Source organism: Pseudomonas danubii, from assembly GCF_042980055.1.
Taxonomy (GTDB): domain Bacteria; phylum Pseudomonadota; class Gammaproteobacteria; order Pseudomonadales; family Pseudomonadaceae; genus Aquipseudomonas; species Aquipseudomonas danubii.
The window spans coordinates 5768085-5786286 of the sequence record NZ_CP116502.1 but is presented as its reverse complement, the minus strand read 5'-3'; the positions used below and the strand labels follow the sequence as shown (position 1 = coordinate 5786286).

At 65.6% G+C, this 18202-nt stretch carries 11 protein-coding genes and 1 pseudogene; 5 read left to right on the top strand and 7 right to left on the bottom strand.

Annotated features, from left to right (window positions below):
• Positions 1–13: 13 nt before the first annotated feature.
• The 6 genes from PFZ56_RS25895 to PFZ56_RS25870 form a co-directional block, all read right to left on the bottom strand.
• On the bottom strand, positions 14–919 hold the full coding sequence (locus PFZ56_RS25895; RefSeq protein ID WP_170003232.1) for an alpha/beta fold hydrolase: 906 nt from the start codon (positions 917–919) through the stop codon (positions 14–16).
• Between the two features lie 57 nt (positions 920–976).
• Positions 977–1429, bottom strand: a complete 453-nt coding sequence (locus PFZ56_RS25890) for a hypothetical protein (RefSeq protein ID WP_159892243.1) — start codon at positions 1427–1429, stop codon at positions 977–979.
• A gap of 33 nt (positions 1430–1462) precedes the next feature.
• Positions 1463–1849, bottom strand: coding sequence for a hypothetical protein (locus PFZ56_RS25885; protein WP_170003234.1), 387 nt, complete (start codon positions 1847–1849; stop codon positions 1463–1465).
• An 83-nt stretch (positions 1850–1932) separates the two neighbouring features.
• Positions 1933–2394, bottom strand: a complete 462-nt coding sequence (locus tag PFZ56_RS25880; RefSeq protein ID WP_110597163.1) for a cysteine hydrolase family protein — start codon at positions 2392–2394, stop codon at positions 1933–1935.
• A gap of 57 nt (positions 2395–2451) precedes the next feature.
• A complete protein-coding gene (locus PFZ56_RS25875; protein WP_170003236.1) occupies positions 2452–2820 on the bottom strand; it encodes a VOC family protein in 369 nt (122 codons plus the stop codon).
• Between the two features lie 81 nt (positions 2821–2901).
• Complete coding sequence (locus PFZ56_RS25870; protein WP_123393822.1) at positions 2902–3498, bottom strand: TetR/AcrR family transcriptional regulator; 597 nt, start codon at positions 3496–3498, stop codon at positions 2902–2904.
• Positions 3499–3633: 135 nt separating this feature from the next.
• Here PFZ56_RS25870 and PFZ56_RS25865 point away from each other — a divergent pair, with 135 nt between their 5' ends.
• From PFZ56_RS25865 to PFZ56_RS25850, 4 genes and pseudogenes are all read left to right on the top strand, one after another.
• Positions 3634–4833 (top strand): MFS transporter, encoded by a 1200-nt coding sequence (locus PFZ56_RS25865; protein ID WP_110597166.1) that lies wholly within the window; start codon positions 3634–3636, stop codon positions 4831–4833.
• Between the two features lie 200 nt (positions 4834–5033).
• Positions 5034–5747 (top strand): annotated as a pseudogene (locus PFZ56_RS25860) (MCP four helix bundle domain-containing protein); the annotation flags it as partial.
• A gap of 39 nt (positions 5748–5786) precedes the next feature.
• Complete coding sequence (locus tag PFZ56_RS25855; protein WP_372342513.1) at positions 5787–6650, top strand: methyl-accepting chemotaxis protein; 864 nt, start codon at positions 5787–5789, stop codon at positions 6648–6650.
• A 155-nt stretch (positions 6651–6805) separates the two neighbouring features.
• The gene (locus PFZ56_RS25850) at positions 6806–7546 is read left to right on the top strand and encodes a thioesterase II family protein (protein WP_102880135.1); all 741 of its coding nucleotides are present in this window, start codon (positions 6806–6808) and stop codon (positions 7544–7546) included.
• Positions 7547–7722: 176 nt separating this feature from the next.
• Here the strand turns inward: PFZ56_RS25850 and PFZ56_RS25845 are convergent, their stop codons facing one another.
• Positions 7723–8691, bottom strand: coding sequence for a siderophore-interacting protein (locus tag PFZ56_RS25845; RefSeq protein ID WP_170003238.1), 969 nt, complete (start codon positions 8689–8691; stop codon positions 7723–7725).
• A gap of 174 nt (positions 8692–8865) precedes the next feature.
• Here PFZ56_RS25845 and PFZ56_RS25840 point away from each other — a divergent pair, with 174 nt between their 5' ends.
• Positions 8866–18174, top strand: coding sequence for an amino acid adenylation domain-containing protein (locus PFZ56_RS25840; RefSeq protein ID WP_394304511.1), 9309 nt, complete (start codon positions 8866–8868; stop codon positions 18172–18174).
• The last annotated feature ends 28 nt before the right edge of the window (positions 18175–18202 follow it).

The window sequence follows — 18202 nt, the reverse complement described above, 5'->3', positions numbered from 1 at the left end:
CCTGCTGCTCTTCTCAGGCGTTCTGGAGCAACTCCAGCAGCGCGTCGAGGGTGGCTTGCGGGGCTTCCTGGGGCAGGTTATGGCCGACGCCGGGCAGGATCCTGCGCTGATAGGGCCCGCTGAACAGGCCGATATCGGGGTCCGGCTCGGTGGCCGGGCCGACCCCGTCATCGGCGCCACAGAGGGCGATGGTCTGCACCTGGATCGGCGGTTGTGCCTGCAACGCCTGCTCGATGCTTTCCAGGCTGGGGTCGCCGGGTACGTAGCCGAAGCGATGGCGGTAGGAATGGATCACCACTTCGACAAAGTCCGGGTTGTCGAAGGACGGCGCGCTCAGGCCATAGCACTGCGGTCCCTGGTTCCAGGTCGGCGACCACTGGCGCCACAACAGCTCGCAGAACGCCCGGCGATTGGCGGTCAGCCCATCCACCCCGCGCTGGGTATTGAAGTAGTACTGGTACCACAACCGGTGCTCGATCTCTGGCGCCCTGGGTTCGCAGGCCCCGGGGATGTCCTGGATGTTGTAGCCGTCGGCGCTCATCAGGCCCTTGACCCGCTGCGGCCACAGGGCGGCGACGATGCAGGCGGCGCGACCGCCCCAGTCGTAGCCGGCGAGGGTGGCTTGGGGCAGGTGCAGTGCATCCATCAGCTCCAGCAGGTCCCGGGCCAGGGCGGCCTGCTGCCCGGAGCGCATGATCTGCTCGCTGACAAAGCGCGTCGGGCCGTAGCCCCGCAGGTAGGGAACGATGACCCGATAGCCGCGCTCGGCCAGCGGCGGGGCGATCTCGTCGTAGGCCCGCACGTCGTAGGGAAAACCGTGGAGCAGGATCACCGGTTCGGCGTTGGCCGGGCCGTGTTCTTCATAGGCAAGGTGCAGGCTGGGGGTCGTGACCCGATGCAGGGAGGCTGAGCTGGGCATGGTGGCTCCGGGGTTCGGTGGCTTGAAACACCCTAGCTCAAAACGGTTACGGCTGATCTAGAGCGACTCATACTGGCCGTCCTGGTCGACGTAGAACACCTCGCTGAGGTACCAGCGCTGGCCGCTGAAGATCAGGTGGTAGTGGTAATCGGCGGCAAAGCCCTCGCCGGGGCTGATCGCCCGGGTTTTCACTAGCGCACGATCCGCGGTTCGGCTGCTGGAGAGGATCTGCTCATACGCCGTGCCGTGGCTGGCCGGGGAACTGAAGGCAATGGGCTGGCCCTGAAAGCCCGGCAGGCAGAACTTGGCCAGCAACCGGGCGTACTCCTGCTGCGCCAGATCCATCGATTGCATGGGCGCGTTGTCCGCTTGGCGTGCACTGGCCCTGTCGCTCCACTGTTGATAGTCGGCAATGAATTGCCGGACCAGCGCTTCGGGCGAATCGCTGAACGAGGCGCACAAGGCGGGGTTGCAGAACAACAGGGCAAGCAGGGCGAAGAGTTTTTTCATCGGGCTGCAATCACTCCATTGTGTTTTCGCGGCTCAGGCTTCACACAGTCCGTCAGCATCGCGCCAGTAAAGGGTGGATTCGTATTGGAACGAGAGGATGAATCGCGCCTCGCAGTGCTGGGCGATGGCTTCCAGTAAGCGGCGGGTGTCATCCAGAGAACTGTGGCCTTCGGGTTCGGGGCTCTTGATCCGCAGGTAGCAGCGCAGGCCGACTGCGAAGTCGCAGCCCTTGCGCTCTTCGGCGCGGATCTCGGGTTCCAGGCTGGAGTCTTCGCTGTGCAGGCTCAGGCCTGAGGGGAACCAGGCCTGGACCGCGCCGGGCAGGCAGTGCACCTCGGTGCCCGGGAAGCCTTGCAGTAAACGGCCGAGCAGCGCCGAAGTCAGGCGTTGGTCGGCTTCAAGGTGCAGGTCCAGGCTCATGGGGTTTCCTTGTCGGTACGATGGGGCGAGGTGCGGATTCTAGCGTGGTGTCACCCGCAAGATCGCTTCCGGCACGCCGGCTTCTACAGTTCGTCGCTGCGGATCAGGTGCTTGAAGTGATGCCGCCACAGGTCAATACCCAGGCCGCCGCTGCGGTCCAGGGATGAGCCCACGGTCAGGTCGGTGAGCAGGGTCGGCTGCAATCCGGCATCGAACAGGGCAAAGCCGGCGGCCAGCACGCAGGTGTCGGTCTGGATGCCGCACACCAGCACGCGTTCGGGACAGAGGCTTTTCAGGTAGTCGAGTAGCTCTGCCGTTGGCCCATAGCCGTGCTTGATGAAAACCTTATCGGCGGCCACCAGGCTCTGGTCGTCCGCCGCCGGTTGCCAGCCCAGTTGCCGGGCGAAGGGCGTGCGGCTTTCATCATGGCGTTCCACCGTGGCCACCGAGGGCATCTGTCCCAGCAGTGCGTTGATGCCTTCCACCAGCCATGGCGGTGGGTTGAAACAGGGTTGCACATCAATGATCAGCAGCACCTGATGCATGCCGTTTCTCCTTGGGGCTCGGGTGAAAAGCTCGTCAGTGTGCCGCCAGTTAACGCGTCAGGCGAGCGTCGCTGGCTGGCGCAGGCCAATGCAGTTGCCCCAGGGGTCCTGCACCTGGCAGATCCATTCACCGCCTTCGATGGCCAGGGGGCCGCGATACAGGTGCCCGCCCAGGGCCACCAGGCGATGCACCTCGGCGGACAGGTCGCTGACCTGCCAATACACCACTGTGCCCGCCGGGCCCTGGACCACCTTGGCGTCGCTGGGGACGATTTCCAGGGACAGGCCATCGAGCTGCAAATGGCCGAAATCATCCGGCTCGTGCAGCACCCGGCGGGCCTGGGGAAAGGCCTGGGCGTACCACAGGGTCGCGGCGCGCCAGTCGGCGGCGTGGATCATCACGGCGATGATCGGAGAGTCGGGCATGGGGCCAATTCCGTTTCTGGCGGGCACAAAGGGCTGAGCGCTTCGGTCAGCACCGGAGCCGGGCTCAGGGTGTCAGAGCGTTCAGTTCGGTTGCTGCCGCCGCAGCCCGCGCAGCAGCAGCTCAAGCCCCTGCAGCGACTCATCGAGGCGGGCCTCAGGCTGCTCGGCGGCGGCAATCCACAGCGCTGCCTCCACCAGGCTGCCGTTGATCAATCGCGCCAGGGCCTGGGGCGACGCCGGTTCGATCACCTGCTCCTGGATCAGCCGGCTCAGCAGGGCGCCAAGGGTGTCGATGCACTGATCCTCGCCGGCCTGGGTGACGTCCCCCAGCACCGCCCGTGCGTCTTGCAGGACGATGCGTTGGATTTCCGGCTCCAGCGCCATCTCCAGATAGGCCTGGCAACGTTGGCAGAAAGCCTCCCAGGGATCGGCAACCTCGCGGGAGATGGCCTCCAGGCGTTGATCCATTTCCCCGTCGATCTGCTCCACCACCGCCGCCAACAGGCCCTGCTTGTCACCGAAGTGGTGATACAGCGCGCCGCGGGTCAGGCCGACTTCGGCGGTCAGGTCGTCCATGGACGTCTTGGCATAGCCCAGGCGGGCAAAGGCCTGGCGCGCGCTGGCAATCAGCCTGGCGCGGGTGGCTTCGATCATCTCGGCGCGAGGGCGGCTGCTCATGATCACAGTTCTCCAACAAAGGGTGGGTTGACATACGCAGCGTATGTTTACATGATTTTTGACATACGCGGCGTATGTATTTCTACTGCGCGAGCACTTTGTGGCAAGTTGCAGCCCCCCAAGGAGTCGTTGTAAATGGCAAACCCCTATCGCGAACTGTTCAAGGCCCCCGGCAGCCGGGCGTTCGTCCTGGCCGGAATGATCGCGCGCATGCCGATCTCCATGACCGGCATCGGCCTGATCACCATGCTCGCGCAGCTCCATGGCGGTTATGCCCTGGCCGGTTCCGTGGCGGCCACCTTCGCCTTGGCCACGGCCTTTTGCGCGCCCCAGGTGTCACGCTGGGTGGATCGCTTCGGCCAGGGCAGGGTGCTGCCCCTGGCCGCGGGCCTTGGAGGCGGTGCCTTGCTGGCCCTGCTGCTGTGCACGCGTTTGCAGGCCCCGCACTGGACCCTGTTCATCTGCGCCGCCCTGGCCGGCTGCATGCCCAGCATGTCGGCCATGGTCCGCGCCCGCTGGACCGAGCTGTACCGTGGCCAGCCGCAGTTGCAGACCGCCTACGCCCTGGAATCGGTGCTCGATGAGGTCTGCTTCATCATCGGTCCCCCGGTGTCGGTGGGCCTGTGCGTGGGGCTGTTCCCCGAGGCCGGGCCCCTGGCCGCGCTGTTGATGCTGGCCCTGGGGGTCAGTGTGTTCGTCATGCAGAAAAGCACCGAGCCGCCGGTGCACCCCCACGAGGAGGGGCATACAGGCTCGATCATTCGCTCCGCTGAAATCCGCCTGTTGATCCTGTTGATGGTGGCCATGGGCACCATAGTCGGCGTGGTGGATGTGGTCAGCGTGGCCTTCGCCCAGCACCAGGGGCAGCCGGCGGCGGCGAGTGTCGTGCTCTCGGTGTACGCCATCGGCTCGTGCCTGGCGGGCATTGCCTTCGGCGCGCTGAAACTGGCCACGCCCTTGCCCCGGCTGTTCATGTACGGCGGTATCGCCACGGCCCTGGCCACCTTGCCGCTGCTCTGGGCGAGCAACATCTTTGGCCTGTCCCTGGCGGTGTTCGTCGCCGGGCTGTTTTTCTCCCCGACCCTGATCGTCGCCATGGCCCTGGTGGAACGCATCGTGCCCCCGGCCAAGCTCACCGAGGGCCTGACCTGGCTGGTCACCGGCCTGAGCATTGGCGTGGCCCTGGGGGCGGCGGGGTCCGGGCTCCTGGTGGACCATTTCGGCGCCCGCAGCGGCTTCTGGCTGGCCCTGGGCGGCGGCGCGGTGGTGCTGGGGGCGGCGTTGCAGAGCTATCGACGCCTGATGCGCGATGCCCCTGAGCCGGATGCCACCTGAGTCCGACGTCAGCTGAATCCGACGTCGCCTCAAAACCACCAGCAAGCGTGTGGCCTGAGTGGGCGCCTCCTGCTGGCGTGCGCCTGAGCGTGGTCGGTGCGTTCATCCGGCCAGGCGAAGTGGGTATTTCCCGACCATACTTGCCCCACGTTGCCTGACCTGTGCGTCGCGGCCGCGTTTTTTCTGGCCGGGAATTGCACATGAATTATTTCAGCATACGAGCACGGCTCATTGTTCTTATCGTTCTGATGCTGGTGGGCAGCCTGGCGATAGGGGTTTCGGGTCTGCTGGGGGTAGAGGGGGTTCTGGGGCGGCTCAACAGCGTCTATCTGGATCGTGTGGTGCCCTTGCGGGACTTGAAGCAGGTGGCTGATCTGTACGCGGTGAATATCGTGGACAGCAGCCACAAGGCCCGCAATGGCAGCTTGTCATTCAAGGAAGCTCTGCAGCGGGTGGAGGAGGCCGAGCAGCAGATCGCGGACATCTGGAAGGCCTACAAGGCCACGTTGCTGATCGATGAAGAGGTGCGCCTGATCGAGCGCATCGAGCCCTTGATGGCCCAGGCCAAGCAGCCATTGCACAAGCTCAAGACCTTGCTCGGCAGCGAAGACAAGGCCGGCTTGGCGCTGTTCACCGCCCAGGAACTGTATCCGGTGATTGATCCGCTGTCAGAGGACTTCAATCAACTGATTGCCGTGCAACTGCAAGAGTCGTCTCGCAGTTACGAACAGGGCAAGCGGGTCTACGAGAACAATGTGTTGTTCACCTGGGGACTGCTGCTGATTCTCCTGTGTGGCGGTGGCGGCTTTGCGTGGTTGCTCAGCCGCAGCATTACCCAGCGCTTGGACGGCCTGCAAAAGACGGTGGCCCGCACCGCCTCGGGGGATTTGCGTGAGCCGGTGAAGGTCGCCGGTCGCGACGAGATCAGTCAGGTCCAGCTGTCGCTGCAGAGCATGCAGAACACCTTGCGCGATACCTTGCAGGCGATTCAGGCCACCGCTACGCAATTGCACAAGCAAGCCCAGGGGCTGCGTGTGACCGCGACCAGCAACAAACAGGGCATCAGCCAGCAGAACCAGGAAATCGAGCTGGCCGCTAAAGCGGTCAACCAGATGTCCCTGGCGGTGGATCAGGTCGCTCGCAACGCCAACCTGACCTTCGACTCCACCCGTGATGCGCAGCGCGAGGCCCGTTCAGGGCGTGAACAGGTGGGGCAGACCTGCCTCACCATCGAACAGCTGGGACAGCGGCTGCAGACGACGTCGGGCACCATCACGCGGCTGGCCGATGAAGTGTTGTCCATCAGCCGAGTGCTGGAAGTGATTCGCGCCATTGCCGAGCAGATCAACCTGCTGGCCCTCAATGCGGCCATCGAGGCCGCCCGGGCAGGCGAGCAGGGGCGAGGGTTTGCCGTCGTCGCCGACGAAGTCCGAGCGCTGGCGCAACGCACCCAGAGCTCCACTGCGGAAATCGAAGGCATGATCACTTCCGTTCAGGCCACCAGCCGTGAGGCGGTGCAGGCGATGGTCGCGAACAATGAGTACGTCGAACGCAGCAACGCGAAGGCGTTGGAGGCTGACGGGGTGCTGGCGCAGATTGCCGAGCGCATCGTTCAGATCAACGAAATGAACCAGGCGATTGCCAGCACCGCAGAGCAACAGGCGCTGGTTTCCCGGGAAGTCGATCAGAATCTGCTGGCGATTCGCGACGTGGCGGCACACAACGTCGACAGCGCGGCACAGACTTCCAGCGTCAGCGACCACTTGGCGAGCCTGGCAGGAGACCTGCATGGCCAGGTCCAGCGCTTCCAGCTATGAGCACCTTGGGCCGGCTCGCCACGCTTACGCTGCGGCGCAGACAACCGGTTAGCGCCGGCCCATGGGTTGCCGTCCGCTTGCCGGGGGCGAGCGCGCCCTAATTTGTCCGCCTTGCACTGCGTTTCCTTAACAGATCATCTGTCGAGGGATAAACCGTGACCCAATTGAACCTGCTGTGCCTGCCGTATTCCGGCGCCAGCGCCATGGTCTACAGCCGCTGGCGGCGCAAGCTGCCCCAGTGGCTGCACCTGACACCCGTGGAACTGCCCGGGCGCGGCGCCCGTTACACCGAGCCCCTGCACACCGACATGCGGGTGCTGGCGATGCAGCTTGCCCGGGAAATCCAGAGCACGTTGCGCGCGCCCTATGCCCTGTTCGGCCACAGCCTGGGGGCCTTGCTGGCCTGTGAGCTGGCCCACGCCCTGCGCGCCCTGGGGTGTCCGGAACCGGTGGCGCTGTTCGCTTCCGGGACAGCGGCACCGACCTTGCGCAGCGAATACGACCGAGGGTTTGCCGAGGCCAAGACTGACCAACAGCTGATCGAGCAGCTGCGCACCCTCAATGGCACCAGCGAAGAGGTGCTGGCCAACCAGGAACTGATGAGCCTGACCTTGCCGATCCTGCGGGCCGACTTCCTGCTGTGCGGGCGTTTTCGTCCGCTGCAGCGCCCGTTGCTCAATTGCCCGGTGCATGTGCTGGGTGGCACGACCGACCGCGCCACCACCGAACAACTGATTGGCTGGAGCCAGGAAACCTGCGGCAGCTTCTCCGTGGACATGCTCGCGGGCGGGCACTTCTTCATCCACGAACAGGAAACCAAGGTGCTGAGCCTGATCAAGGGCCATCTGGAAGTGCACCGCCGGCGCCACCTGCAACCGGTAGCCGCGCTTTCCTAGCGGCTACAGACAGGCTTCCTGTAGCCGCTGCCGCAGGCTGCGCACGGCCCGCAGGGACGCAAAAACCTGAGGGCTCCAAAGGTTCGACTGGCGATCGCCAAGCAAGGCCCTTTGGGCCTTTGCGCAGCTTCGCGGGCTCGGCAGCGGCTATAGGGAATAGGGGGCGGTTGGTGGGCTCAACCCAGGGACATACCCAGGCGCCAGTAACCCATCAGGGTCAGGTTGCGCCGCTCTTGGCCGCGCTCGTTGATCAGGTGGCGGCGGATGCTCATCACCGTCGCCGACTCGCCGGCTACCCAGGCATAGAAATGGTTGTCTGCCGGCGCTGCGGTGTCCCAAAGCCGTTGCGCGTCGTGGCGCTCGGAAACCTTGAGCGGCCGTCGGCCGCTATTGGCCGGCGGCAGCTCGGCCAGCTCCCGGGCGGCATGGATCAGGGTTTCACCGTGTTGGGCATTGAGCACGTCCCGAGGCAGCCAGTTGACCCGGGTCTGCGGATTGCAGCGCAGGTCGATGCAGTCGCTTTCGTAGGGCACCTCGATGAACACCTGCACGTCCGGGTAATCCGGGTAATCCTGCAACTCCTCCAGAATCCCGGCGATGGCGGGCAGGGCGGTTTCATCGCCCATCAGCAGCACCTTGCCAATCCCCGCCGGCGGCAGCCACTCATAACCGCCGGGGTCGCCGCTGTAGGCCTTGTTCGGCACCACCATCTGCAGGCGGTCGCCGGGCCGGGCGTGGGTGGCCCAGGCGGAGGCCGGCCCGTTGACCCCGTGCAGCACGAAATCCACATCCATCTCTGCCGGCTGCATGCGCAAGGCACGAATGGTGTAAGTGCGCATCGGTGGCTGCTGCTCGGCCGGCAACTGGCGCCGGGCCGCTTGCCAGTCGCCGTCCACTGGCAATTGCGCAGACGTGCCGTCGGCCCCGGGAAACAGCAGCTTGATGCGCTGGTCCGGGGCCAGGGTGCGGGCCTGGGCGATGTCCTCGCCGCCGAACACCAGGCGGGTCATGGAGGGGCTGAGGTCGATGCGTTGCTTGAGTTCGACGTTGATCAGCCGGTAGCTCCGGGGTTGTTGGGCGCCGGCACCTACCAGCTTGCGCAAGCCATTTGCCAGTGAGCTGGCCAGGGAAGTGGCTGAGGACATGATCGCGACCTTATTAAGGGGAAGGTCCTGATTTGACGAGCCGCAAGCGCTGGAATTTACCGTGCAAGCCCTGATCTGCCTGTCGCGCAGAGGGTTAATTTTTCACCAGGCCCATCCGTTTCGTAGGGATAGCCGAGCCAACGCTCGATACCCAACATGTACGGATGAATCCAGATGAACGCTGAAAAGTCCCTGAAACTTGCACGCCGATTTATCGAGCTGCCGCTGGAGAAGCGCCGGTTGTTCCTCGATAGTCTGCGGGCGGAAAATATCGACTTTTCGTTGTTTCCAATCCCGGCCGATGTGGCCGTGGAGGACCGTCAGGAACTGTCCTACGCGCAGCGGCGCATGTGGTTCCTGTGGCAGCTGGACCCCGAGAGTGGCGCCTACAACCTACCGGGGGCGGTGCGCCTGACGGGGGCGCTGAATCACCAGGCGCTGGAGCAGGCCTTCGCCGCCCTGGTGGCACGCCACGAGACCCTGCGCACGGTGTTCAAGCGCCACGCCGACGATCGTCTGGAGCAGGCTGCGGCAGAGGTCGAGCTGGCCGTGCAATACCTGGATCTGAGTGCAACCGACGCATCGGAACAGGAGCAGGCGGTGGCGGCACAGGCGCAGCAGCAGTCGCTGCAGCCGTTCGACCTGGCAACCGGTCCGTTGCTGCGGGTCAAGCTGATCAGGCTGGCCGCCGAGGAGCATGTGTTGCTCCTGACCTTGCACCATATCGTCTCTGACGGCTGGTCGATGAACGTGCTGATCGACGAGTTCATCCGTTGCTACGACGCCTTCGAACGGGGTGATCAGCCGCAACTGCCGGCGTTGCCAATCCAGTACAGCGACTATGCCCTGTGGCAGCGGCGCTGGCTGGAGGCGGGGGAGCAGGCACGGCAGCTGGAGTACTGGCAGGCGCAGTTGGGGAGCGAGCATCCGGTGCTGGAACTGCCCACTGACCATGGACGCCCGGCGATGCCCAGCTACCGTGGCACCCGCTATGACTTTGCCGTGGCGCCGGAGCTGGCCGAGCAGCTGCGGGCCCTGGCCAAACAGCACAACGTCACCCTGTTCATGCTGTTGCTCGGGGCCTTCAATGTGCTGCTGCACCGTTACAGCGGCCAGGGCGATATTCGCGTCGGCGTGCCCATCGCCAACCGCAACCGCGCCGAGGTCGAAGGCCTGATCGGCTTTTTCGTCAACACCCAGGTGCTGCGTACCCAGCTCACCGGCCAGACCCGGGTCAGCGAACTGCTGCAGGCCGTCAAAGAAGCGGCGCTGGGTGCCCAGGCTCATCAGGACCTGCCGTTCGAGCAACTGGTTGAAGCCTTGAAGCTGGAGCGCAACCTGAGCCACACACCGCTGTTCCAGGTGATGTACAACCACCAGCCCCAGGTGGCGGATATCAGCACGGTACAGACGGCGTCCGGGCTGGAGCTGGGCCTGGTGCAATGGCAGAGCCGCACCACCCAGTTCGACCTGACCCTAGACACCTACGAGAAGTCCGGCAAGCTGCACGCCGCCCTGACCTACGCCGATGATCTGTTTGACGCCGGCACCATCGCGCGCATGGCGCGGCATTGGACCGCGCTGCTGCAAGGCATGCTGGAGGATGCCGAGCAGCGCATCGGCGAGTTGCCGATGCTCGATGCCCGGGAGCGCCAGACCCTGGTGCACGACTGGAACGCTACGGCGCAGGCTTACCCCACCGGGTTGAGCATGCCGCAACTGATCGAAGCTCAGGTCCGGCGTACCCCCGACGCCTGCGCCTTGGTGTTCGGCGAGCAGCAACTGAGCTACGCCGAACTGGATGCCCGAGCCAATCGGCTGGCTCGCTTGCTGCGTGAGCAGGGTGTGGCGGCGGATGTGCTGGTGGGCATCTGCATCGAACGCTCCATCGAAATGGTCGTGGGCCTGCTGGCGATCCACAAGGCCGGTGGCGCCTACGTGCCCCTGGACCCGGAATACCCCCGGGACCGCTTGGCCTACATGATCGAGGACAGCGGCATCCGCCTTTTGCTGAGCCAGCGTTCGCTGCTGCCGCTGCTGGATTTCCAAGCCGATGAAGAGGCGCTCAAGGTCATCCTTCTGGACCAGGATCAGGACGCGCTGCTGGCTTATGACAGCGGCCCGCTGGAGACGCTGGTCGACCCGCTGAACCTGGCCTATGTGATCTACACCTCGGGTTCCACCGGCAAGCCCAAGGGGGCGGGCAACAGCCACGCGGCGCTGGTCAACCGTCTGTACTGGATGCAGCAGGCCTATGGCCTGGACGCCAGTGACGCGGTGCTGCAGAAAACCCCGTTCAGTTTCGACGTCTCGGTCTGGGAATTTTTCTGGCCGCTGATGACCGGTGCCCGGCTGGTGGTGGCGGCCCCGGGGGCTCACCGTGAGCCGGCGCGCCTGATCGACACCATCATCGACCACGGCATCAGCACCCTGCACTTTGTGCCCTCGATGCTCCAGGCCTTCATCCATGAGCAGGGCGTGTCGGCCTGCGCCAGCCTCAAACGCATCGTCTGCAGTGGCGAGGCCTTGCCCCTGGATGCCCAGCAGCAGGTCTTCGCCCGATTGCCGGGCGCTGGCCTGTACAACCTCTACGGCCCGACCGAGGCGGCAATCGACGTCACCCACTGGACCTGTGTCGACGAAGGCGCAAGCAGCGTGCCGATCGGCCAGCCGATCGCCAACCTGCGCACCCATGTTCTGGATGCCCAGTTGCAACCGGTACCGGCGGGTGTTGCCGGTGAGCTCTATCTGGGCGGCCTCGGGCTGGCTCGCTGTTATCACCGGCGCCCGGCCCTGACCGCCGAGCGCTTTGTACCTTGCCCCTTCCACCAGGGGGCGCGGCTGTATCGCACCGGCGACCGGGTGCGCCAGCGGGCCGATGGGGTGATCGAATACCTGGGCCGCCTGGACCATCAGGTCAAGCTGCGGGGCCTGCGCATCGAGCTGGGTGAAATCGAAGCCCGGCTGATGCAGCACCCGAGCGTGCGCGAGGCCGTGGTGCTGGTGCAGAACGCCAAGCACCTGGTGGCGTATCTGGTGTTGCAAGAGGGCGCCCAGGCCCAGGCTCAGGCCCAGGGGTGGACCGACGAACTCAAGGCCTGGCTGGCCAGCAGCCTGCCGGAGTACATGGTGCCCCATCACCTGCTGGCCCTGGATCGCTTGCCGGTGACCGCCAACGGCAAGCTCGATCGCAGGGCCTTGCCGCTGCCCGAGGCGGCGCCGCAACTGGCCTACGTGGCCCCGGAAAGCGCCATGCAGAAGGCCCTGGCGGGCATCTGGTGCGATGTGCTGGGGCTGGCCCAAGTGGGTCTTGACGATAATTTCTTTGAACTTGGCGGTGATTCGATCATCTCGATCCAGGTGGTCAGTCGCGCCCGTCAGGCCGGGGTCCGTCTGGCGCCCCGGGACCTGTTCCAGTACCAGAGCGTGCGCAGCCTGGCCCAGGTCGCGGTCCTCGACGATCAGCCGCAGATCGACCAGGGACCAGTGACCGGTGAGGTGCCGTTGACCCCGGTACAGCACTGGTTCCTGGCTCAGGAGGTGCCTCGACCGGGGCACTGGAACCAGTCGTTGCTGCTGGACCCGCGCCAGCCCTTGCAGCCAGCGCTGTTGCAGGCGGCGCTGTTGCAGGTGGTCAATCATCACGATGCCTTGCGCCTGCGCTTTGTCGGCACGCAGCAGGGTTGGCAGCAGGCCTATGCCGAGCCTGCCAGCCACTTCGACCTGTGGCAGTGCCGGGTCGAGCATGACCAGGCCCTGGCGGCAGTGTGCGACGAGGCCCAGCGCAGCCTGGACCTGCAAGCCGGCCCGCTGGTGCGCGCGGTCCTGGTGGAGCGCGAGTCGGGTCGCCAACAACTGTTGCTGGTGATCCACCACCTGGTGGTGGATGGGGTGTCCTGGCGGGTGCTGTTGGAGGACCTGCAACAGGCCTACCGGCAGTTGGCGGAGGCTCAGACGGTGCAACTGCCGCCCAAGACCAGCGCCTATCAGGCCTGGGCCCGGCGTTTGCAGGAGCATGCGCCGCAGCGCGAGGCCGAACTGGCGTACTGGCTGGCGCAGCAGAGCGGAGCCGGCGACTTGCCCTGCGACAACCCGGCGGGCGGCCTGCAGAACCGTCATGGCCGCAAGATCGAGTCGCGACTGGATGTGGGATTGACCCGCAAACTGCTGCAGCAGGCTGCGAGCGCCTATCGCACCCAGGTCAACGACCTGCTGTTGACCGCCCTGGCTCGCGTACTGTGCCGCTGGACCGGGCAGGCTTCGGCCCTGATCCAGTTGGAAGGGCATGGCCGCGAGGACCTGTTCGACGATCTGGACCTGACCCGCACCCTGGGCTGGTTCACCAGCCTGTACCCGGTGCGCCTGCAGCCAGCCGAGCAAGCCGGGGCCGCGATCAAGGGGATCAAGGAGCAGTTGCGCGCGATCCCCGGCAAGGGGCTGGGCTACGGCTTGCTGCGCTACCTGGGCAGCCCGGCCCAGCGTCAGGCGCTGGCGGCATTGCCGCAGCCACGCATCACCTTCAACTACCTGGGCCAGTTCGACCGCCAGTTCGATGAGCAGGCGTTGTGGACGCCGGCCAGCCAGAGCAGCGGGCAGGCCCAGGACCCACAGGCCCCCTTGGCCAACTGGTTGACCCTGGAGGGCCAGGTCTACGGCGGCGAACTGGCGTTGCAGTGGGGCTACAGCGAGGAAATGTTCAGCGACGCCAGCATCCAGCAGCTGGCCGATGACTACCTCGCCGAGCTGCGCCTGCTGATCGAGCACTGCTGCGGGCTGGACCAGGCTCAGGCTACGCCTTCGGACTTCCCGCTGGCACGCATCTCCCAGCAACAGCTCGACGCGCTGCCGGTGCCGGCGGCCGCCATCGAGGACCTGTATCCGCTGACGCCGATGCAGCAGGGCATGCTGTTCCATACCCTCTACGAGCCCCAGGAACAGGCGTACATCAACCAGTTGCGCCTGGACATCCACGGCCTTGATCCCCAGCGTTTTGCCGATGCCTGGCAGAGTGCCCTGGATCGCCACCCGATCCTGCGCAGCAGCGTGCACTGGGAAGGGCTGGACTCTGCCCATCAGTTGGTCAGGAACCGGGTCAAGGTGCCGTTGCAGGTCTTGGCATCGGCCCCGGCGGATCTCGATCGATTGGCCGCGCAAGAGCGTTCCCGGGGGTTCGAGCTGGACCGGGCGCCCTTGCTGCGCCTGCTGCTGGTGCCCATCGTCGACAACCACTGGCACCTGATCTACACCTGCCACCACCTGCTGCTCGATGGCTGGAGCAATGCCAGCCTGCTGGCCGAAGTGATCCAGTTGTACGGCGGGGCCCGCTTACCGGCGCCCCAAGGCCGCTATCGCGACTACCTGGGCTGGTTGCAGCAGCAGTCGGCCCCGGCTGCACAACAGTTCTGGAGCGAGCGCCTGCATGCCATGGACTCGCCGACCTTGCTCGCCGACGGAGTGCGCAGGCCGGTGTCGGGCAGCGGCCATGGGCAGTACCTGGAAGGGTTCGACCAGGCGCTGACACAGCGCCTGGGCAGCTTTGCCCGGCAGCAGAAGGTCACCCTCAACACCGTGCTGCAAGCCGCCTGGGCGCTGTTGCTGCAGCGGTACTGCGCGCAGCAGTGCGTAATCTTCGGTGCCACCGTGGCGGGGCGTTCGGCGCCGCTGCCGGGTATCGAGCAGCAGTTGGGGCTGTTCATCAACACCTTGCCGATCATTTGCCAGCCACGTTCGCAGTGCAGCGTGGGGCAATGGCTGGAGCAGATGCAGGCGCTCAATCTGGGCCTGCGCGAACACGAGCACGTGCCGCTCTACGAGATCCAGGGTTGGGCCGGGCACCAGGGCGCCCCCTTGTTCGACAGCCTGCTGGTGTTCGAGAACTTCCCCGTGGCCCAGGCCCTCAAGGAGGGGGCTCCGGCAGGGCTGCAATTCTCCGGCCTGGCCAACCACGAACAGACCAGCTATCCGCTGACCCTGGGCATCGAGTTGGGCGAGCACCTGAGCCTGGACTTCAGCTATGACCGCAGTCGTTTCAGTGCCGATCAGGTCCAGGGCTTCTGTGCCCAGCTGCGGCATTTGCTGCTGCAGTTCATGGCCGATCCCGGCGCGGCCCTGGGGGGCTTGCAGTTGTTGAGCGAACAGGCGCGCCAGGACTTGCTGCAGCACAGCCAGCTGGCCGAGGTGGTGCCCGCCCAGGCGCCGCTGGTGCACCAGCGGATCGCGGCGCAGGCGGCGGCCACGCCCGAGGCGCTGGCGCTGGTGGTTGATGGCGAGTCACTGGACTATGGCCAGTTGAACGCCCAGGCCAACCGCCTGGCCCATTGTCTGCAAGCCCAGGGGATTGGCCCGGGGGATCGGGTCGGCCTGGCACTCAAGCGCGGCCCGCAACTGATCGTCAGCCTGCTGGCGGTGCTCAAGAGTGGCGCGGCCTATGTGCCCCTGGACCCGCAATACCCGCAAGAGCGCCTGGCGTTCATGATTGCCGACAGCCGCCTGAGCCTGCTGCTCAGCGACACCGGCACCTGGGCCGCGCCGCTGCTGCCCGACAGCGTGCTGCATTGGGATCTACCGAGTCTGGCGCAACGCTTGAGCCATTGCTCCGGCGCCGATCCGCAGAACCGCGCCAGCCCGCAAGACCTGGCCTATGTGATCTACACCTCGGGCTCCACCGGGGTCCCCAAGGGCGTGGCCATCGATCACCGGGCCTTGTCGGCGTTCTGCGAAGCGGCGGCTGATTATTCGGCGCTCACCGCTACCGACAAGGTGCTGCAATTCGCCACCTTCAGCTTCGACGGTTTCGTCGAGCAGTGTTACCCAGCCCTGTGCCTCGGCGCGGCCCTGGTGATGCGCGGCGACGAGCCCTGGGCCGTCGAGCAACTGGCGGCGGTGATCGTCAGCCAGGGCGTGACCCTGGCTGACCTGCCGGCGGCTTACTGGCACTTGCTGGCCAAGCAGTGCATGGCCGACGGTATCCGCAGCCTGGGGCGCCTGCGCCAGGTGCATGTCGGTGGCGAGGCGATGTCGGTGGAGGGCTTGCGCCTGTGGCACGCCGCTGGGCTTGGGGGTGTACGCCTGCTCAATACCTATGGCCCGACCGAGGCCACCGTGGTCTCCAGTGTCCACGACTGCCGGGAGCAGGATGCCAGCGAGGTCTACGGCATCCCGATCGGCCAGCCGATCATCGGCCGCGCCCTGCGGATCATCGACGGCGACCTCAATCTGCTGCCCGAAGGCGGCACCGGGGAGCTGTGCATCGGCTCTGCATCGAGTCTGGCCCAGGGTTATTTTGACCGGCCGGGACTGACTGCCGAACGCTTCATTCCCGACCCCTTTGCCGGTCAGCCCGGCGCCCGGCTGTATCGCAGTGGCGACCTGGCGCGTTACAACCCGCAAGGGGCGATCGAGTACATCGGCCGCATCGATCATCAGGTGAAGATCCGCGGCTTCCGCATCGAACTGGGGGAAATCGAGGCGCGCCTGTCGGCTCGGCCAGATGTGCGTGAGGCGGTGGTGCTGGCCGTGCCGGCCAACAACGGCATGCAACTGGTGGCCTATGTGGTGCCCTCTGCGTTGCCTGGGGATACCGACGACGGCCTGGGCGATGCTCAGGCACAGGCCGAGCGTTGCGCGCTGATCAAGGCCGGGCTCAAGGAAACGCTGCCGGATTACATGTTGCCCAGCCACGTGCTGCTGTTGCCGCGCCTGCCCCTCAACCCGAACGGCAAGCTGGACCGCAAGGCCCTGCCCAAGCTGGACTTGAGTGCCTTGCAACAAGCCTATGTGGCCCCGCACAGCAAACTGCAGCAGCAGGTGGCGGCGATCTGGCAGGGCGTGCTCGAAGTCGAGCGGGTCGGCCTGCAGGACAACTTCTTCGCCCTGGGCGGGCACTCGTTGCTGGCCACCCAGGTCATCAGCCGGGTGCGGCATGAGCTGGGCTTGCAGGCGGCGCTGCGAACCCTGTTCGATGCGCCCGACCTGCAGGCCTTTGTCGCCGCCCTGGGCGCCACTGAGGCTCCGGAGGCGGCCCCGGCCTTGTGTCGGGTGGATGACTCGCGGCCACAGCCGTTGTCCTTTGCCCAGCAGCGCTTGTGGTTCCTCTGGCAGTTGGAGCCGCAGAGCTCGATGTACAACATCGCCCGGGCCCTGGAGTTGCGTGGCGAACTGGACATCGAGGCAGTGCGGCAAGCCTTCGAATCGCTGATGCAGCGGCATTCGGTATTGCGTACCACCTACAGCGAGGTCGAAGGCGAGAGCTGGCAGCACGTCCATCGCCACCTGCCGCTGTCGTTCGTGTTCGATGACCTGTGCGCCTTGCCTTTGGCCGAGCGCGAGGCCATGGCCCAGCGGCAGTTGCAGCAACAAGCCGCGGAGCCCTTCGACCTGATCGCCGGTCCGCCGATGCGTGTACGCCTGCTGCGGCTGGAGCCGCAACGGCACCTGCTGCTCATGACCCTGCACCACATCGTCGCCGACCATTGGTCGTTCGGCATTCTGCCGACCGAGTTCGTAAGCCTGTATCACGCTCATCGGACCGCCAAGGCCAGCCCGTTGCCGGAGCCGGCCCTGCACTACGTGGACTTTGCTGTCTGGCAGCGGCAATGGCTCGAAGGCGGTGAACTGCAGCGCCAGCTCGATTACTGGCGTGATGTCCTGGGCGATGACCATCACCTCACGCGCTTGCCCGCCAGTGCCACGGTGCAGCCAGGGCAGGCGCCGTCACCCTTGTGCGATCTCCACGAATTCCATTTTTCGGCGGCCCAGAGCGAGGCGCTGCGCGCCTTTGCCAGTGCCCAGGGGGTGACCTTGTACATGCTGCTGCTGGCAGGTTTTGCCCTGGTGGTGGGGCAGCGCAGCGACAGTTCGCGGGTGCGTCTGGGGACCGATATCGCCAACCGCAATCACGCCGGCGTTGAAGATCTGGTGGGCTTCTTCGTTAACCAACTGGTATTGCAGATAAGTGTCGAGGAACAACAGTGCGTCAGCGATCTGCTGCAGGTGACACGGAGCACGGTCATCGGTGCCTCGGATCACCAGGACCTGCCTTTCGAGCGCCTGGTGGAGGCGCTCCGAGTGGTCCGGCGCGCGGGTCGCTCGCCGTTGTTCAGCATCAAGTTCATCTACCAGGAAAGCCTCGATCAGCCCTTGTCGATCGACGGCCTGGACGTGCAGCCGGTGGCTGCCGGCAGGGCCGCGGCGGAGCTGGACCTGGTGGCCGAGTTCGTCAATGCGCCACAGGGCATCTACCTCGGCCTGAAGTGCGATGCAGGGCTCTACACCGCCGCGGACATGGCGTGCCTGTTCGAGCAGTTGCAGGCGGTGTTCGAGTTGATGGTGATTGATACCCAGGCGCCGCTGGCGGCGTTGCTGAACCAGGCACGGGATATCCAATACCTGCGTGAGCGAGACCAGCTGCAACAGCGCCAGGCCCTGCTCAAGCAACAGCACCCGATTCAGCGGCGCCGTCCAGGACGGGTGCCGGTCGAGTGAAGCCATATTGAAGAATCATGCAGGCGCG